This window comes from Variovorax sp. GW821-FHT09B01 (genome assembly GCF_059418345.1).
Map to the genome: position 1 here is coordinate 140138 of NZ_JBWKPQ010000005.1, position 17355 is coordinate 157492.

The following is a 17355-nucleotide window of genomic DNA, read 5'->3' on the forward strand; positions in this document are numbered from 1 at the left end:
CTACCTGTTCTCGCGGGTGCACACCGGCTCCGTCACGCGATTCAGCGAGCGCAGGCCCAGCGACACCGGCGGCGAGACGGACATGTCCGGTACATCGCGCGCAATGCTCCTTCCAATGACCCGGCCGCAATAGTGGATCAAACGAAGCCTGCTCCGAGTTAATCGGCCAAAGGGAAGCGCAGCTGCTCTTTCAGGTAAGCAATGAACGCCTGCACCTTCGGCGACGGCAACTGCGCGCGCGACGACAGGGCGTTCAGCTCCTGCGGCGGTCCCCACCACTCGGGAAGCACGCGCACGAGCCGGCGCGCCTTCACATCGGCCGCCATGCTCATCTCCATCGCCAAGGAAATACCTTCGCCCTGCAGCAGCGCGGGATGCAGGAAAAGTGGATCGCTCGCGACGATGGCGGGATGGACGAGAAATCCGCGCGGCTTGCCCGTGCCCTTGCGCATGGGCCACACATACCCCACGTCACGACGCGCCTGATGCAACGTGAGTGTCCGGTGCTCGCACAGTTGCTCGGGCGATTGGGGAAAGCCAGCGCGCTTGACGTAGGCCGGGCTCGCGAAAGCGCCCGAGGGAAAGCTCGCGAGCCGGCGAGCGACGAGACTGGAGTCGGGCAGTTCGCCCAGGCGCAGCGCGATGTCGATCTCGGACTCGACCAGATCGAGCGTTGCATGCGATGCCACGATCTCGATCTTCACGTCGGGGTAGCGCGCACGAAAGCCCGGCAGCAGCGGAGCAATCCAGTCGACGCCGAATGAATAGGGCATCGTCAAGCGGAGCCAGCCGCGCGGGCCGTCGCGCAGCTTGTGGACCTCGCCCTCTGCGTGCTCCAGCGTCGCGGCGATGCCTCGACAGTGTTCGTAGTAGATCGCACCGGCCTCGGTGACGCTGAGCTTGCGCGTGGTGCGCCTCAGTAACTGCGCGCCGACATGCTTCTCGAGTTCGAGAACCCGTCGACTGACCGTCGTCTTCGGTATCTGCAGCGCATGTGCCGCCGCGGTAAAGCTGCCCTCCTGCACCACCCGCACGAACACGAGGGTGTCGTTCACATCTCTTCTCATGGCGGTGACCTCTTCAATGGCATCGGTGCGCATTGTTCCATCCATGGGCCAATTCTTGCCACCGTGATGGGCTAATCAGATCGGCCGCCCATGCTTATCTTCCGTGCTTCACTGCCACGGAAGAACACCATGAACTTGAGCGAATACGCGAATCTCGACGCCGTCGACCTGGCCCGCCTGGTGACCAAGGGCGACGTGCGGCCGGTCGAACTCGCCGCCCTGGCCCTCGAGGCGGCCGATGCGGTCAACCCCGCCATCAATGCCGTCGTCGAGCAGTGGGCGCCCGAAGAGGCGGACCTCGCCCCGGCGACGTCCACGAACGGTCCGCTCGCAGGCGTGCCGTTTCTCATCAAGGACCTTGCGATCCAGATGGCCGGACGGCGCTGCGAACTTGGCAGCCGGCTCGCCGAAGGGCTGGTCGCCGCGGACGATTCGCTGCTGATGCGCCACTACCGGCGTGCCGGTCTGGTCACGGTCGGGCGCACGACCACACCCGAGATGGCCTTCAGCACCGAAACCGAGTCGGTGCAGCAAGGCGCCACCCGCAATCCGTGGAACCTCACGTTGAGCGCGGGCGGCTCCAGTGGTGGGTCGGGCGCGGCGGTGGCCGCAGGTATCGTGCCCATCGCGCACGCGACCGATGCGGCCGGCTCGATCCGGGTTCCCGCCGCCTACAACGGGCTCTTCGGTCTCAAACCGACGCGCGGGCGCACCTCGAACGGGCCGGCGCTTGATGAAGTCTTCGGCGGTCTGGGCGTGCAATTGGGTCTGAGTCGCTCCGTGCGTGACAGCGCAGCGCTGATGGATGCGGTGCAGGGCTATTCGCGCGGCGATCCGTACTACACGCCGGCGCCCGCCGAAGACTTCCTGTCTCAGGTCGGGCGCGATCCCGGCAGGCTCCGCATCGGGCTCATGCTGCATCCCTGGAACGGCGCGCAGACGGCCGCTCCCATCGCGCAGGCCGCGCGCGACGTGGCCGTCCATCTGCAATCGCTCGGCCATCGCGTCGAGGAGGTTGCGCCCGTGCTGGGGGTCTCGTGGGAAGCCTTCGTGCATGCCAACGCGCAGATCTGGTGCGCAACGCTCGTACGCTGGATCGACGGGCTCGCCGCCGCCACGGGGCGTCCGATCGCTGCGAGCACCCTGGAGCCGTCGACGCTTGCCAACTACCGTTACGGCCAGGAGGCTCGCGCGGTCGATTTCGCGGCGGCTTTCGAAGTGCGCAACACCGTATCGCGCGCGGTGGGCGCTTGGTTCGACGACATAGACGTGCTCATGACCCCCACGCTGCCCGGGATGCCGGGTGCGCTCGGCAACTACAGCGAAGGTGCCGAGCGCATGAGCGGCCTCGACTGGACCGCACGGGTCTTCCGCCATACGCCCTTCACGCCGCCAGCCAATGTCGCAGGCACGCCAGCCATGTCGGTGCCGCTGTGCGTCGATCCCGGTACCGGACTGCCGATCGGGATCCAGTTCATGGGGGGTTTTGCGCGCGAAGACCTGCTGCTGCGGCTGGCCGGGCAACTGGAACAGACGATGCCTTGGTCTGCGCGCCAACCCGCGGTGTGGGCCGGTGCAGCATGAGCAGCCTAGAGCGAGCTGCCGACTCGACGGCAGCTTGACCCCCCTCATTGGCGGCAAGAGGTACTGGCGCGGCGGCGATCGAGCCCGATGCGCTAACGCGCCACGCCGTTAGTTGATTTTCAACCTTCGAGGACGGCATCGGCATGCCGGAGGATGTAATTCTTTAGAATAAGAACCATTCCTATTTGTCACGCCTTCGTGCTCCCATGTCCGCCCCCCTGCCAGCCCCCGCGCTGATCGACAGCATCTACCGCGAGCACCATGGGTGGCTGCTCGGCTGGTTCCTGCGCAGGCTGAGCGGCAGTTCCCAGGCCGCGGACCTGGCGCACGACACCTTCGTACGGCTCATCACCTCGCGCGAGCTGGCGCAGGTGCGCGAGCCACGCGCATTCCTGCGCACGCTCGCCCACGGCGTGATCGTCAACCACTGGCGCCGCGCCGACGTGGAGCGCGCCTGGGCGGAAGCGGTCGCCGCACAGCCCGAGCTGCTCGCCCCCTCGCCCGAGGAGCGAATGATCGCGGTGGAAATGCTGTGCCGGATCGACGCCATGCTGAACACGCTGAGCGACAAGGCACGCAAGGCCTTCCTGTTGTCGCAGATCGACGGGCGGACCTACGCGGAGATCGCGCTCGAACTGGGCGTGTCGGATCGGATGGTCAAGAAATACATGGCCCAGGCGATGTTGCAGTGCCTTGTTCTTGCACAGGAGCCATGACGGCGGTCTCGGCGCATTCGGAACAGCCCCGAGCGACGTTCGAGCATCTGCAGCAGGCGGCGACCTGGTTTGCCCTGCTGCAGTCCGAGTCGGCCACTGCGGGCGATCGGCTGCGCTGGGAAGCGTGGCTGCGCAAGGATGGCGGTGCGCGTGCCGCGTGGCAACAGGTCGAGGCCGTGTCCCGCGACTTCTCGTCCGTGCGCCATCTCCCCGCGCGCCAGATCCTCGAAGACACGCGGGCCACGGCCACGCGCCGCCGACGCAGCGCGCTGCGCGTGCTGGCCTTGCTGCCCGTTGCCGGCGTGGCCGGCTGGCTGCTCGAACGCGAAATGCCCTGGCGCGCATGGGCGGCAACGTACCGCACGCAGACCGGCGAACGCCGTGAAATCGCGCTGGAGGACGGCAGCCGACTCTGGCTCAACACCGCGTCAGCGGTCGATGTCGACTTCACGCCGACCCATCGGCGCATCCTCCTGCATGCCGGCGAAGTGCTGGTGTCGACAGGCCACGACCCGGCCTGGGAGGATCGACCGCTCGTCGTCGAGGTCGTCCAGGGACGGCTCACGGCGCTGGGCACGCGCTTCACCGTGCAGGGCGACGGCAACGCCGCCGACTCGGCACTCGTCACGGTCTTCGAAGGCGCGGTGCGCGTCCAGCCTGCCCGGGGCGGGCCGTCGCTGACGCTGAGCGCCAATGAACAGACCCGGCTGTTCGTCGACCGCGTCGAAGCACCGGCGGCCGCGGACGCGGGCAGCGACAGCTGGACGCGCGGCCAGCTTGTCGCCAACGACATGCGTCTGGGCGACTTCATCGATGCGCTGGCCCGCCACCGGCGCGGCCACCTCGCCTGCGCCCCAGCCGTTCGCGACCTGCGGATCGTGGGGAGCTATCCGCTGGCGGACACCGACCGGATCCTCGCGGCGCTTCAAGCCACCCTCCCGGTACGGGTGAACCGCGTGCTGCCATGGTGGGTGACCATCGAGCCCGCGCAGGGCCCCGACAACCGCCACTGAAAAAAAGATTCGCGGCGCAGGTTCCCCTTTTGCGACCGTCGCGTGGCAAGGAAGGTACCAACCCTTCCATTTGCTCAAAGCCTCCATGCGCGACCTCTCGATTCCCTCCCTCCATGGCGTGCGCGCCGCACGACCGCCCCGCTCGCGCCTGCGTCGCACCACCCTCGCGGCGCGTGCGCTGGGCACGGCGCTCGCCATCCTGCCTGCCGCCGTCGTCGTCCTGCATGCCAACCCGGCGCTCGCCCAGTCGCCCGCGGAGCAGGCTGCACGCGACTACGCCCTCGCGCCCGGTCCGCTGGCCGGAGTTCTCACGCAGCTCGCCAGCCAGTCGGGCATCCTGCTGTCGGTCGAGGCATCCCTCACCGCCGGGCTCGACAGCCCCGGCCTGCGCGGACGCTTCATCCTGCAGGAAGCGCTCGCAAAGGCCCTCCAGGGCAGCGGCTTGCGGGCGACTCGCACGGGCGACAACATTTACTCCCTGCAGCGCGATGCATCGCGCCCCGCCAGCCCGTCGGCAGCGGGTCAGCCCTCGGCCGGGTCGCTGCCGGCGATCGTCGTGGAGCCCCAAGCGAGCCGGGAGACCGGCACCGGCCCGGTGTCCGGCTTCATCGCGCGGCGCAGCGTCTCGGGCACCAAGACCGACACGCCCCTGATGGAAACGCCGCAGTCCGTGTCCGTCGTGACGCGCGACCAGATGGACGCGCAGGGCGCGACCACGCTGGTCGAGAGCCTTCGCTACACGCCGGGCATCGTCGCCCAATACGGCAACACCGACCTGCGCCTGGACTGGCTCACCTTGCGGGGCTTCACGCCGCCCGCGCGCTACCTCGACAACCTGCGCCTGCCTTTCGGCGCACGCGGCTACTCGCAGCCGCGCATCGAGCCGTGGGGACTGGAACGCGTCGAGGTCGTCAAGGGCCCGTCGTCGGTGCTCTACGGGCAGGCGACGCCCGGCGGGCTGGTGAACATGGTCAGCAAGCGCCCGACCCTCGAGCCGGTGCGCGAGGTCGAGCTGCAGTTCGGCAGCCACGACCGGCGCCAGGCGGCGCTCGATCTCGGCGGTGCCATCGATGCCGATGGCATCTGGAGCTACCGGCTGGTCGCGCTGCACCGGGAGGCCAACACGTCCTACGACCATGTTTCCGAGCGCAAGACCTACTTCGCCCCGTCGCTGACCTTCCGCCCTTCCAGCGCAACGCGTCTCACGGTGCTCGGCCAGTGGCAGTCGCTCGACTCTCCCGGCGGCGGCGGCGCGCCGGCACTGCCCGCCGCGGGCACCCTCGACACCAGCCGCTACGCTGCTTTGCCCACGCGCACCTTCGTCGGCGAGCCGAGCTACGACCGCTTCAGCAACCGGCAGCGCTTCGTGGGCTATGAATTCGAACACCGCTTCAACGACACCTTCACCGTGCGCCAGAACCTGCGCTACGGCAAGGTCGACGCGTACACCCAACGCATTCAGGCCGTCTGTCTGGCGGCCTGCAACCCGTCCTCGCTGCTGCGCTACGCCTGGGCCTTTCCCGAGGAAGCCAGCCTGCTGACCGCCGACACGCAGCTGCAGGCCGACTTTGCCACCGGCACGTTGCGGCACACGCTGCTCGCCGGCGTGGACTTCTCCAATGAGAAGTCCGCGTTCGACGAGACCAACCTGCGCATCATCACGCGGCCCTTCAACGCCTACCTCCCGGTCTTCGGCACCGATTCCGGCAGCGTGCCCAGCGTCGCGACCCATATCGACCAGAAGCGTCGCCAGACCGGCTTCTACCTGCAGGACCAGATCCACCTGGACCGCTGGAGCCTCGTGCTGGCCGGCCGATACGACAAGGCCGACACCGACACCCGCACGCTGACGACCGCGACGGCGCGCCTTGCACGCGTCGACCAGCACGACGACAAGTTCACCGGGCGCGCCGCGCTCATGTACAACTTCGACAGTGGCTTCGCGCCCTACCTGAGCTACAGCACGTCGTTCCAGCCGGCCGCCGGCACCGACCGGCAGGGCAACCCCTTCGAGCCCACCACGGGCCGGCAGATCGAGGCCGGCCTGAAGTACCAACCGGCCGGATCCAAGGCCATGGTGACCGCAGCCGTCTATGAGCTGACGCAACGCAATGTGTTGACGCCGGATCCATTGAGCCGATCGTTCAGCGAGCAGACCGGCGAGGTGCGTGTGCGCGGCCTCGAGCTGGAAGCCAAGGCACCGCTGGCGCGCGGCCTGGATGTGATCGCCTCCTATGCCTACACCGACAGCCGGGTCACGCGCGCCAACGCCAACGCGTCGGGCGCCAGCACCCTGGGCAAGCGCTTCCCCTATGTGCCCGAGCACCAGGCGGCACTGTGGCTGGACTACGCCTTTCCGATGGACATCGCGCCCGGGCTGTCGCTGGGCGCGGGCGTGCGCCGCATCAGCACCACCTACGGCGATGCCGCGAACCAATTCCGCGTGCCCGGTGTGACCCTCATGGATGCGGCCCTGCGCTGGGACCTCGGGCGCTGGCGCCCGTCTCTCAAGGGCCTGCGCCTGGCGCTGAACGTGTCCAACCTGGCGAACAAGACCTATGTGGCGACCTGCCTGTCGTCAACCGGCTGCTACTACGGAGAGCGTCGCAGTGTCTATGTGACCGCCGGGTACAGCTGGTAGCGCGTGCCATCGGGTGCCCAATGCGCCCGCGCACCAATACCCGGTTCTAAGACGAGCGAGCAGTAGCCGCGGCAATCTCGATGGCAAACAATGTTTATTGTGTCGTGAACAGACGCGCCAAGTCGTTCGCAGTGCCCTTCGGGTCAGCAGAGTAGATGCGCCCATCCTCCTCAAGTCGGTGCAGAGCCTGACCGATCATCATCGGTTCTGCGGCAAAATGTCTCGCCAATTGATATGCGTCCTGGGGCTGTTTTGACGCTGCCAAGTCCGACAAAATTTTGCGTTCGAGTTTAGGAGCGGGTGTGTTGTTGCGATCGGCGTTGCTCATGGCGAAATTTTTGATTTAGCACTGGCGCTGTACAAAGAAGGGGGGAACGGCGGCTAAGGAGGTAGGTCGAGTGGAGCCACCACACATCAGCTCCCGTGTCCGAGATCTTTGTTCTTTGTTTTCGCGGCCCAATCGCCCTCCCCTCGCGTCGAGTGAGGCCCAACACGGCGCGGGAGGACTGCCTGTTTGCGCTTGTGTGTCCGAAGTACCGAACGACACTAGCGCATGCATGCATGTTCGCACACCAAGCACGCAGCGTCGCCGGTACGCTCATCCCCGGAACCGCTCCCTCTGCCCTGACCCGTACCCTCGAGTCGTCGCGAGAATGACGCACTTACGCTTCCTGGTGGCTTGCGCGTAACACGTCAACAGGACTTGCTGCTCGAACTAGCATCGTGCGCCATCGTGATCATCGGCTCGGCGTTGATGGCATCGGCCGTGGCACGTCGAGACGTGACGAAGAAGTCGGCATGTGCGCTTCGGGGCCGGTGAGCTCAAACGCCGACACGATTCGAAAGACGCCACTCTAGGCCTCGCCATGTCGGCCCGTCCCACCGACCCCGGGGCGTGCGTTCCTCCCGCGCGACGAGGATGGAAACCTGTTCAGTCGATGGCCGCTATGTAGCTGCCGATGGCTGCATCGAGCGCGGCTTCAGAAGCCTGCTGGCGATCGACCAGCATGCGATACTTTCCCTCGTTGGTTGCAAGCGACTGCCAGCGCGCCTCGATCATGCGCTTCACCTCCTTCATCGCCGGCCCGCCCACCGTCTGCTTGAGCTCGACGTTGCCTGCCGGATCCAGTGCCAGCCGCACCTGGCTTTCCGAAAGACCCACCGGCTTTCCGAGTACCGAGGTGGCAACTTCGTCGATCAGCCCGGCGGTCACACCATCGGGCGAGAGACCGCGCTCGGACGCGATGCGGATTGTGTTTGCCACCACCGAATAGGCCGAGCGGAAGTCAAGGTCCTTGTCTTTGACCAAAAAGTTCGCGATCTCGGTCGCCCCTGAAAACTCGCCGGCGCAGTTCGCAGCCATAGTTTCCTGACGAACGATCATGCGGGAGATGACGCCTCGCATCACATTGACCACGCCCTCGGCCTCGCCAAAGGCGCGAAACACCGGCACCGTGATCTCAAAGCTGGTGTCACGGGACTGCGCGAAGGTGGTGCCTTTCAGTGTGCAAAGCGCACTCGCCACGTCGCCGGTAATCCGGGCCGATTTCGATCGCACGCTCTCAAGGAAGTAACCCGGATTGCGCTTCTGCGGCATGATGCTGCTGGTGTAACCGTAGCTGTCGGGCATGTCGACCATGCCGAACTCCGACGTGCTCCAGACGATCAGGGAATCGACCACGCGGGTGATGCTGGATGCCATGACAGCGAGTGAAGTGATCGCCTCCACGATGTAGTCGCGCGCCGCTACGGCGTCGTAGGAGTTCTCGACCACGCTGTCGAATCCGAGCAGTTCACGCGTTCGATCGCGGTCGAGCGCAAAACTCGAGCCGGCCAGAGCGCTTGCGCCCAGCGCATTCTGGTTGGCGCTGTCATAGGCCGCCTTCAAACGCACCACATCTCTCGCGAGCGCGTCGTGAAAAGCCACGAGGAAGTGTCCGAGGGTGATGGGTTCGGCATGCTGCAGATGCGTGTAGCCTGGCATCACGGTGGCAGCATGCTCGCCAGCTCGCTCCAGGATCACACGCTGCAATGCCAACACGTCAGCGATCATCGGCATGAGCTTGTCGCGCGTCATGATCCGAGCACCACACGCATAGAGGTCGTTTCGACTCCGGCCCATATGCATCTTGCCCCCGGCCTCGGGAGCGCGCGACTTGATGAATGCCTCCATCTGCATGTACAGGTCCGTATCCGGATGCAGCTCGAACCCGTCTTTGCCGCCACGCTCGAGTTCGCGCAACGCCTGCAGGATCTGAGCTCCCTCCTGCGCCGAGACCAGCTTCTGCTCGGCGAGCATCAGGGTGTGTGCCTTGTGAATCCTCAGATGGACATGGAAGTATTCCCCCATGTCCTCGAGAAAAGCGCGCATCACGTGCTTCACCAATTCAGGCGCCTTCGCCTCCGATTGAATTCTTCCCATCTTGTCTGCTCCAGTTGAACGATCGTCAGTCCTTGATCGGTGTCTTCGCGGCCACTTCGGCCAGCGTCTTGATGTTCTTTTTCAGGAATTCGTCGTAGTCCGCTCCCGAAAGGAATGCGGGCTCAGCCCCAATCTTGCGTATTCCCGATTTGTAGTGAGGATCATTGAGAACCTTCGAGATGCCGGTGCGCAAAAGCTCGAGTCGGTCAGCCGGAAGCTTCGAACTCGTCGCGAAGCCGTCGAACGAAACATATTCGGCGCCCGCATGCCCAAGCTCTGCGATGGTCGGAACCGAAGGCAGGTCGATCGATCGCTTGCCCGACGTGACAGCGAGCGCCGCCAGCTTGCCGGCCTGGATGTTCGTGAGCGCCGTTGCGACCGTCACGATGGCGATGTCGACCTGGCCGCTCATCGCCGCGAGCATTGCTTTCGCTCCGCCGTCGAACGGCACATGCAGGAACTCTCGCTTCAATTGCTGCCCCAACAGCGCGATGTAAAAATGCGAAGGCGTTTTGGGCCCCCACGAGGCTGCGGACAAGCCACCTTGCGGTTTGAGGCTTGCCTCCTGAACGAACGCGCCAAAGTCCGCGAACCGTCCGGTTCGGGCGACGATCGCGAGAGGATTCGTCGTGCCCATGCCCAGCGCCGCCACATCCGCGATTTTGTAGTTGGCCTGCTCGCCCAACACCAGGATGGGGCCGAGGTTGGAGTTGCCGCCTGTCATGATTCGATAACCGTCGGCCGAGGCCAATACGTAGCTCGTGCCGATCGCTCCGCCCGCACCCGGCTTGTTCACAACCACCACGGGCACGCCCATGTCCTGCGAGAGCTTCGGCGCAACCAGACGCGCCATGGCGTCCGTCGAGCCACCCGGCGAGAAAGGCACCACGAGTTCGATCTGATGATCGGGATACTTCTGCGCCGACGCTGTCGTGAACGCACATGCCGTAGCAAACGCCAGCGGCATGCGAAGGAGGAGGGAGAAAAGGCGGCTAAGTGAACTCATGGCGGCTCCAGTGATTAGGGGACGTCGATCCGGCTGGTGGTTTCGAGTATTAAAGTGGCAGTTCATGCCGTCAAATGACAAGAATCGAATCATTCATTCGTTTTTGATATGAATTTCAAGCAGATCGAGATGTTCCGTGCCGTCATGCTTTCGGGCTCGATGACCCTCGCGGCGAAGCAATTGCACACCTCTCAGCCCAACGTCAGCCGAGCCATCGCTCTGCTACAGCGCGAGACGCAGCTCAAGCTGTTTGATCGCGTAGGAGTCCGCGTGACGCCAACGCCGGAGGCCTATGCGCTAATGCGCGAGGTCGAGCGTTCCTACGTTGGGTTGTCGTCGATTCAAGAGGCCGCCGCGCGGATCGGGACATATGGCGTCGACGGACTGCGTGTGGCTGTCTCCCCAGCGCTAGGCATCAGCCTCTTGCCTCGAGCGCTCGAGATCTTCCGCAAGATGCGACCCGGCGTTCCCGTCGTGGTCAGCACCGCCGACTCCGCGACCATCTGCAAGTCAACTGCATCCGGTGCGAGCGATTTCGGACTGGCGGCATCGGTCGCGTTGCCCCAGGAGGTCGACAGCGAACTCATCCATCAGCAAAGTGCCGTGTGCATCGTGCCCGAGGGGCACAGACTGGCGCGCAAACGCAAAGTGAAGCCGACGGATCTTGCAGGCGAGTGCTTCATCTCGATGCCTTCGTACGATACGGCTCGACATGCTATCGATCGCCTGTTCGATCCGGAGGTGCGCAAGCTCGAGATCGAGACGACCCAGGCGAGCACCATCTGCGTCATGGTGGCGCGCGGTCTCGGAGTGAGCATTGTGAATCCGCTAATTCACAAGGAGCTGTCGCTGCTGGGCGTGCGAGCTATTCCCTTCGAACCGGAAATCCTTTTTCGCTGCTACCTCGTACGCGCTAAGCATCGATCCACGCAGGCGCTGGTTTCCGACTTCATCGCGGCCGTCGATCAAGTTCTTCGATAGCCGTCCCCCCAAAGTGCCACTGTGCATGAGGAGCGGGTGCGTGGCAGGTCGGCCGCGAGGCCACACCGGCTTGAGCGGAAATTTCTGTGTTGAAGGGCCAATTCGACGAAATCAACGCCAACTCTCAGCCGCAGCGGAGCGCCGAGTGATGGGCACGATCACTGAACTACCGCTAAGATGAGAATAGTTTTCATTTGCCTCGCACTTGCGTCCTTCTTGATCGGCGCCCGTCATCGTGCAAGACCCGTCCACGTCTCCCAACATCGCCGCGCTCTACAGCAGCCACCACCGCTGGCTGATCGGCTGGCTGCGCGGCAAGCTGGGGAATGCCTTCGATGCGGCCGACCTGGCGCACGACACCTTCGTTCGCCTGCTCGGCAAGCGCGAGCCGCAGGACCTGCGCGAACCGCGTGCCTACCTCGTGACCATCGCGGGTGGCCTCGTCGCCAGTCACTGGCGCCGGCGCGCGCTCGAAGAGGCCTGGCTCGAAACGCTGGCGGCGCGCCCGCAGGAGCTCGTCCCTTCCGCGGAGGAGCGGCTCTCAATCCTTCAGACGCTCGAGGAGATCGCGGGACTGCTCGACGGCCTGCCCGCGCAAGTGCGCGAGGTATTCCTGCTCTCCCAACTCGACGGCCTGACCTATCCGCAGATCGCCGTCCAGCTTGGCCTGAGCGTCAACGTGGTCCAGAAGGCCATGACGCGAGCCGTGGCCCAGTGCTACCGGGCGCTCTACCCCTCGCCCGGACCATCGGCCGGCGCGCGCGTCTGAACCCGTTTCGCCGCCTTCTATGCACAACCGCCTCGAGCTCGTGCCTTCCGCTTCGCCGCCCTCACCGGCCGACGATGGCCGCTCGCTCCCGCCGGAGGTGGTCGCGCAGGCCATCCAATGGTTCGTGCAGCTGTCCTCGGGCGTGCAGGGCGCCTACGACCAGGCCGCCTTCGATGCCTGGCATCGCGCGCACGCCGACCATGCGCGCGCCTGGCAGCGGCTGCAGGGCGTGCACGCGCCCTTGCAGGCCGCGCAAGCCCGCGTCACACCCGCGCTTGCGCGTGCCGCCCTGCGGCAGGCCGCCAACGTCTCCTCGCGACGCCGCGCGCTGAAGACACTGGCCTGGGTTGGGGCGGGCAGTGGCGCCATCCTGCTCGTCCAGCACCGATGGTCCGACGGCGGTCCGCTCGCGGGCGCGCTGGCCGATGCCCGCACGGCCGTGGGCGAGCGACGGCGACTGCAGTTGCCCGACGGCACGCAGTTGCTGCTCAACACGGCCACCTCGATCGACATCCGCTTCGATGGGCAGGAGCGCCGCCTGCTGCTGCACGCGGGCGAGATCCAGGTGAGCACGGGGCATGACGACCAGGGCCGTCCCTTCGTCGTCACCACGCGCGACGGCACCCTGACGCCCGTCGGCACGCGTTTCGTGGTGCGGCGCATCGTGTCCGACGACGCGGAAGACGGCACGCTGCTGTCGGTCAGCGAGGGCGCGGTGCAGGTTCGAACGGCGCTGCAGCCCGCCGAGCAGCCGCCGACGCTGGTGCCTGCCGGCCGGAAACTGCGCTTCACGCGCGGCGGCATCGGCGCGTCGAGCGCGCTCGACGAGTCGGCCTCGAGCTGGACCGGCGGCATGCTGACCGCCGAGGGCATGCGGCTGGTCGATTTCGTGGCCGAGCTCGACCGCTACCGGCCCGGGCGGCTGCGCTGCGCACCCGAGGTCGCACAGCTGCGCATCACCGGCAGCTGGCCGCTCGATGGCGATGCGCCCACTGAGCGCGTGCTGGCCTCGCTCGAGCGACAACTGCCCGTGCGCGTGAGCCGGCTCACGCGCTACTGGGTGACCGTCGGGCCACGCTGAGCGCCACGCTCCGCGCGTCCTCGCGGCTGTTACAAAAAAAAAGGCAGCTTTTCGGATCTCGTGCGGCTTTCCTGTCGAGAAGCCACGCCCGACGCATCTTGCGCGGGCGGCGGGCTTCGCCATCCGACCTCATTCACAGCGACAAGGAATCTGCACATGGCGGGCGTTCAGGCCACCTCTACTCCCCGGTTCAACAAGGCGCGCCTGGCCCAGGCGATGGGCTGCGTGGCGCTGCTGGCCGCCAGCGTGCTGCCGGTGACACCGCTGTGGGCTCAGACGGCATCGCCCGTCCCCGAGCCGCGGCGCCAATTCGTCGTTCCGCCTGGCACCCTCGACCAGGTGCTCAGCCGCCTCGGCCGGCAGTCGGGCGCACAGATCGCGGTCGATGCGCGCCTGACCGTCGGCATCGACAGCCCGGGCCTCACGGGCGAACACACGGTGGCCGAAGCCCTGCGGGCCGTGCTCGTCGGCACCGGCCTCGAAGTCGTGCGCGATCCGGCCGGCGAGTACAGCCTGCGCCGTCGCAGCACGTCCGAGGGGGCGCCCGCCGCGCGCGCCACGGGCTCGCTGCCTTCCGTGACCGTGACCGCCGGTGCCGATTTCCCGGGCGAGCCACCACGTCCCTACGCCGGCGGCCAGGTCGGGCGCGGCCAGCGACTGGGCCTGCTGGGTGACAAGGACTTCCTCGACACGCCCTTCAACACCACGAGCTTCACCGCGAAGACGCTGCAGGATCAGCAGGCGCGCACCATCGGCGACGTGGTCAAGAACGACCCGTCCGTGCGCACCATCTGGCCCGACGGCAGCTACATCAACCAGTTCACCATCCGCGGTTTTCCGACCCAAACGCAGGACATGGCGATCAATGGCCTCTACGGGATCGTGCCACCGCAGATGACCGGCGGCCTCGAGGCGGTGGAGCGGGTGGAAGTGCTCAAGGGACCGAGCGCGCTGCTCAACGGCATGGCACCCACGGGCGCCGTCGGCGGCAACATCAACCTCGTGACCAAGCGAGCCACCGATGCGCCCGTGACTCAGCTCACAACGAGCTATTTCTCCGATGCGCAGTACGGCGCCCACGTCGACCTGGGTCGCCGCTTCGGGGAGGACAACCGGTGGGGTGTGCGCTTCAACGGTGCCTACCGCGATGGCCGCACCGGCGTGGACGATCAGTCGCAGCGCGCGGGCTCGGCCACGCTGAAGCTCGACTTCCGCGGCGAACGGCTACGTCTGTCGGCCGACCTCGGCTACCACGACATACACACCGATGCGCCGACGCGCGTGGTCTTCACCGACAACGCGAACTTCCAGATCCCGCGCGCCCCGAAGAACACCCTGAGCCTGGGCCAGCCCTGGTACTTCGCCGCCTCGAAGGACAGCTTCGGCATGGTGCAGGGCGAGTTCGACATCACGTCCGAGCTGACCGCGTACGCCGCCTTCGGCGGCCGCAAGAACGATTTCCTGGGCCTGTACAACTTCATCTATCTGCAGAACGCGCTCGGCGACTTCCGGGCCAACCAGTACTTCCAGCCCACGTTCTCGGACACGCGCACCGCGCAGGCCGGGTTGCGGGCAAAGCTGGTCACCGGCAGCGTGCACCATGACCTCAACCTCAGCGTCGACACGCTGCATACCGACTCGGGCGTGCTGGCCCCCGTCGTCTCGACCTACCGGTCGAACATGTACTTCCCCTCGTACGTCGCGCCACCGAACCTGCTGAGCTACAGCAGCGTCGCGCCGCGCACGGCGGAGTCGGAGCTCACGAGCGTGGCGCTGGCCGACACGCTGCACTTTCTGAACGACCGCGTGCAGCTGACGCTCGGACTGCGCCAGCAGAAGGTCAAGGCCTTCAACTTCAGCACCGCCGGCACGCTCACCAGCAGCTACGACCGCGAGCGCACCAGCCCGGCCGTGGGTCTGGTGGTACGTCCCTGGGCCAACACCTCGTTCTATGCCAACTACATCGAGGGCCTGAGCCAAGGTCCAGCGGCACCCGCAGGCACTGCCAATGCCGGCACGGTGTTCGCGCCCATCCAGGCCAAGCAGCTCGAAGTCGGCGTCAAATACGACTTCGGCGACTTTGCCACCAGCGCGAGCCTGTTTCAGATCCGCCAGCCCACCGGCTTCGTCAACACCGCGACGAACCAATATGCAATGGACGGCGAGCAGCGCAACCGCGGCCTGGAGTTCAATGTCTTCGGCGAACCATGGCGCGGCCTTCGCCTGCTTGGCGGCGTGACCTTCATGGACGGCGAACTCACGCGCACCGCCAACGGCAGCTACGACGGCAACAAGGCCATCGGCGTGCCCACGACCCAGTTCAACCTCGGCGCCGAGTGGGATGTACCGCAGCTTCCGGGCCTCACACTGACGGGGCGCTTCATCTACACCTCCTCCCAGTCCTACAACGTCGCGAACTCGCAGCGTATTCCGGCCTGGAACCGCGTGGACATCGGCGCGCGCTACGGCCTGCGAGCAGGCGGACAACCGGTGACGCTGCGCGCGGGCATCGAGAACCTGCTCGACCGCGACTACTGGGCGGCCGCATCGAGCAGCTTCGGTCTGGCGCGCGGCGCGCCGCGGACCTTGGCCCTGTCCGCGACCTTCGACTTTTGATAAGAGTTGGCATGCACGCCTGGCAGGCAATCCATCGGTGGAGCAGTCTCGCCTGCACAGCGATCGTGCTGCTGTTGTGCCTCACCGGGCTGCCGCTCGTCTTCGCGGACGACATCGAGGAAGCGCTCGCAGCGCGGGTGCCGCGCGAGGCCATCGGCCAGAACGAGGCCATCACGGGCATCGACAGCATGGTGCGGACCGCGCGCGCGCGTCATCCCGCGGAGATCGTTCGCTTCGTGTTCGTCGACAATGAGGAAGCGCTCGTCAAAGTGGTGATGGCGCCGGCCGACAGCCCGCGGCGCGACCTCGACCATCGCGTGGAATTTGATGCGCGATCCGGCGCGCTGGTGGGCGAGCGCGTCTCCCAGGCGGCCCAGGCTCCATCGTTCATGCAACTGACTCGGCGGCTGCACGCGGAACTGCTGGCGGGGTCGGTGGGGGAATACGTGTTGGCCGGCACGGGCCTGCTGTTCGTGCTGGCCGCCGTGTCCGGCCTCGTGCTGTACCTGCCCTATCCGGCACGCATCGGCTTCGGCACGGTGCGGCAGGGGCCATCGCGCAGACGATGGCTCGACTTGCACAACCTGCTGGGTGTCTGCACGCTGGTCTGGGCGTTGACCGTGGGCGCCACCGGCGTGCTCAACGCGTTGTCGAAGCCGCTGTCGGCGCATTGGCGAAGCACGCAGACCAAGGCGCTGCTCGCCGGGCCCGCCGACCTGCCCGTGATCGCGCATCCGGCATCGGCGCAAGCGGCGTACGACGCCGTGCGCGAAGCACTGCCGGGGCGCAATGTCACGAGCCTGATCTTTCCGAGCCGGGCCTTCGCCAATCCACGGCACTTTCTGGTCTGGACCAACGGCAACACGCCGCTGACACACCGGCTCTTCACCGCGGCGCTGGTCGATGCACGAACCAGCCGGCTGGATGCGATCGCGCAGATGCCGGTCTATCTGCGATTGCTGCAGGTTTCGCGGCCGCTGCACTTCGGCGACTATGGTGGCTTGCCGCTGAAGCTGATCTGGGCGGCGCTAGATACGATGACCATCATTGTGCTGGTCAGTGGTCTGCATCTTTGGGTCCGGCGTCGGCTCAAGAGGGCGCAATGAGACCCTTGGAATCGATAGAGGCTGCTGAACATCCATTCGACGGACTGCAGCAGCAGGGCCGGCGCGTCACCGATAGCTAACACCGCGCCAGCCCAGCACCGCTTGCCCGATCGCTAGAAATGCGGCGTGAGTGAACGATTCAAAAATTGCTCTGCCGACGTGCGTGGCTCGAGAGCAACCACGAGCCATGGGAGTCGCACACGTCCACGTGAACTGACGTGTCGACCTCCCTGAATCGCCTCAGGTGCGATTCAGAACCGCAAGATCAACATCTTCAACCTCGGCGCCTCGTACGACTTCGGGCTCTTCAAGCTCACCGGTGAATCGGCTAGACACAGGACAAAAACGAACTG

General features: G+C 66.1%; 13 protein-coding genes. 9 read left to right on the forward strand and 4 right to left on the reverse strand.

Annotation, left to right across the window (positions count from 1 at the left end):
• Positions 1-158: 158 nt before the first annotated feature.
• Positions 159-1100: a LysR family transcriptional regulator gene (locus AC07RV_RS17495; RefSeq protein WP_492713733.1), complete on the reverse strand. Its 942-nt coding sequence runs from the start codon at positions 1098-1100 to the stop codon at positions 159-161.
• Between the two features lie 96 nt (positions 1101-1196).
• Between AC07RV_RS17495 and AC07RV_RS17500 the strand changes: the two genes are divergently transcribed.
• The 4 genes from AC07RV_RS17500 to AC07RV_RS17515 all read left to right on the forward strand — a co-directional run bounded on the left by AC07RV_RS17500 (position 1197) and on the right by AC07RV_RS17515 (position 7021).
• Positions 1197-2651, forward strand: coding sequence for an amidase (locus AC07RV_RS17500; RefSeq protein ID WP_492713735.1), 1455 nt, complete (start codon positions 1197-1199; stop codon positions 2649-2651).
• A 206-nt stretch (positions 2652-2857) separates the two neighbouring features.
• The gene (locus AC07RV_RS17505) at positions 2858-3367 is read left to right on the forward strand and encodes a sigma-70 family RNA polymerase sigma factor (protein ID WP_422098596.1); all 510 of its coding nucleotides are present in this window, start codon (positions 2858-2860) and stop codon (positions 3365-3367) included.
• Entirely contained in the window at positions 3364-4380 is a 1017-nt protein-coding gene (locus tag AC07RV_RS17510) for a FecR domain-containing protein (RefSeq protein ID WP_492713737.1), read from the forward strand. Before AC07RV_RS17505 ends, AC07RV_RS17510 begins: the two co-directional genes overlap by 4 nt.
• Positions 4381-4465: 85 nt before the next feature.
• Entirely contained in the window at positions 4466-7021 is a 2556-nt protein-coding gene (locus AC07RV_RS17515) for a TonB-dependent siderophore receptor (RefSeq protein ID WP_492713739.1), read from the forward strand.
• Between the two features lie 94 nt (positions 7022-7115).
• Here AC07RV_RS17515 and AC07RV_RS17520 read toward each other — a convergent pair whose 3' ends face one another.
• From AC07RV_RS17520 to AC07RV_RS17530, 3 genes are all read right to left on the reverse strand, one after another.
• Positions 7116-7349: a hypothetical protein gene (locus tag AC07RV_RS17520; protein ID WP_492713741.1), complete on the reverse strand. Its 234-nt coding sequence runs from the start codon at positions 7347-7349 to the stop codon at positions 7116-7118.
• A gap of 603 nt (positions 7350-7952) precedes the next feature.
• A complete protein-coding gene (gene argH, locus AC07RV_RS17525) occupies positions 7953-9443 on the reverse strand; it encodes an argininosuccinate lyase (RefSeq protein WP_492713743.1) in 1491 nt (496 codons plus the stop codon).
• Positions 9444-9468: 25 nt separating this feature from the next.
• Positions 9469-10449 (reverse strand): Bug family tripartite tricarboxylate transporter substrate binding protein, encoded by a 981-nt coding sequence (locus tag AC07RV_RS17530; RefSeq protein WP_431513132.1) that lies wholly within the window; start codon positions 10447-10449, stop codon positions 9469-9471.
• 108 nt (positions 10450-10557) lie between these two features.
• Here AC07RV_RS17530 and AC07RV_RS17535 point away from each other — a divergent pair, with 108 nt between their 5' ends.
• The 5 genes from AC07RV_RS17535 to AC07RV_RS17555 all read left to right on the forward strand — a co-directional run bounded on the left by AC07RV_RS17535 (position 10558) and on the right by AC07RV_RS17555 (position 17002).
• Positions 10558-11430, forward strand: coding sequence for a LysR substrate-binding domain-containing protein (locus AC07RV_RS17535; RefSeq protein WP_431513133.1), 873 nt, complete (start codon positions 10558-10560; stop codon positions 11428-11430).
• Positions 11431-11662: 232 nt separating this feature from the next.
• Positions 11663-12199: a sigma-70 family RNA polymerase sigma factor gene (locus AC07RV_RS17540; protein ID WP_492713973.1), complete on the forward strand. Its 537-nt coding sequence runs from the start codon at positions 11663-11665 to the stop codon at positions 12197-12199.
• A gap of 19 nt (positions 12200-12218) precedes the next feature.
• Positions 12219-13280, forward strand: a complete 1062-nt coding sequence (locus tag AC07RV_RS17545) for a FecR domain-containing protein (protein WP_492713746.1) — start codon at positions 12219-12221, stop codon at positions 13278-13280.
• 156 nt (positions 13281-13436) lie between these two features.
• Positions 13437-15896 (forward strand): TonB-dependent siderophore receptor, encoded by a 2460-nt coding sequence (locus AC07RV_RS17550; protein WP_492713748.1) that lies wholly within the window; start codon positions 13437-13439, stop codon positions 15894-15896.
• Between the two features lie 11 nt (positions 15897-15907).
• Complete coding sequence (locus AC07RV_RS17555) at positions 15908-17002, forward strand: PepSY-associated TM helix domain-containing protein (RefSeq protein WP_492713750.1); 1095 nt, start codon at positions 15908-15910, stop codon at positions 17000-17002.
• Positions 17003-17355: the final 353 nt, after the last annotated feature.

What these genes read in the sequence shown, in the direction of transcription:
- AC07RV_RS17500 (WP_492713735.1), top strand. Translation starts at nt 1,197, where the DNA reads ATGAACTTGAGCGAATACGCGAATCTCGACGCCGTCGACCTGGCCCGC.
- AC07RV_RS17515 (WP_492713739.1), top strand. Translation starts at nt 4,466, where the DNA reads ATGCGCGACCTCTCGATTCCCTCCCTCCATGGCGTGCGCGCCGCACGA.
- AC07RV_RS17555 (WP_492713750.1), top strand. Translation starts at nt 15,908, where the DNA reads ATGCACGCCTGGCAGGCAATCCATCGGTGGAGCAGTCTCGCCTGCACA.
- argH (WP_492713743.1), bottom strand. Translation starts at nt 9,443, where the DNA reads ATGGGAAGAATTCAATCGGAGGCGAAGGCGCCTGAATTGGTGAAGCAC.
- AC07RV_RS17510 (WP_492713737.1), top strand. Translation starts at nt 3,364, where the DNA reads ATGACGGCGGTCTCGGCGCATTCGGAACAGCCCCGAGCGACGTTCGAG.
- AC07RV_RS17495 (WP_492713733.1), bottom strand. Translation starts at nt 1,100, where the DNA reads ATGCGCACCGATGCCATTGAAGAGGTCACCGCCATGAGAAGAGATGTG.
- AC07RV_RS17550 (WP_492713748.1), top strand. Translation starts at nt 13,437, where the DNA reads ATGGCGGGCGTTCAGGCCACCTCTACTCCCCGGTTCAACAAGGCGCGC.
- AC07RV_RS17520 (WP_492713741.1), bottom strand. Translation starts at nt 7,349, where the DNA reads ATGAGCAACGCCGATCGCAACAACACACCCGCTCCTAAACTCGAACGC.
- AC07RV_RS17530 (WP_431513132.1), bottom strand. Translation starts at nt 10,449, where the DNA reads ATGAGTTCACTTAGCCGCCTTTTCTCCCTCCTCCTTCGCATGCCGCTG.
- AC07RV_RS17505 (WP_422098596.1), top strand. Translation starts at nt 2,858, where the DNA reads ATGTCCGCCCCCCTGCCAGCCCCCGCGCTGATCGACAGCATCTACCGC.
- AC07RV_RS17535 (WP_431513133.1), top strand. Translation starts at nt 10,558, where the DNA reads ATGAATTTCAAGCAGATCGAGATGTTCCGTGCCGTCATGCTTTCGGGC.
- AC07RV_RS17545 (WP_492713746.1), top strand. Translation starts at nt 12,219, where the DNA reads ATGCACAACCGCCTCGAGCTCGTGCCTTCCGCTTCGCCGCCCTCACCG.